This window comes from Gelidibacter salicanalis (assembly GCF_016469035.1).
Classification (GTDB): Bacteria; Bacteroidota; Bacteroidia; order Flavobacteriales; family Flavobacteriaceae; genus Gelidibacter; species Gelidibacter salicanalis_A.
In genome coordinates this window covers 1-234 of sequence record NZ_JAEHJZ010000130.1, presented here as the reverse complement: position 1 = coordinate 234, position 234 = coordinate 1, and the positions used below count along the sequence as shown (strand labels likewise).

The following is a 234-nucleotide window of genomic DNA, read 5'->3' as shown; positions in this document are numbered from 1 at the left end:
CAATTTATGGTATAGTCTTGTTAATGGCGGCAGTCGCTTTTAAGATTTTGGTGCATTGCGTCATACAAAATGAAGGTAAGGAGTCTAACGTTGGCAAAGTCTACAGCACAGATAAACGAATGAATCTATCCCTCCTGCTCTATTTTTCAGGAGTTGTGATGTCGTTCTTTTTTCCCATTATCAGTTTGGCCATCTATTTGGGAGTCGCCCTGATGTGGATTATTCCTGACAAGA

Annotated in this window: 1 pseudogene; it reads left to right on the top strand. The window is 40.6% G+C overall.

The annotated features are described in order from the left end of the window. Positions 1–234, top strand: a pseudogene (locus tag JEM65_RS21175) (TMEM175 family protein); the annotation flags it as partial.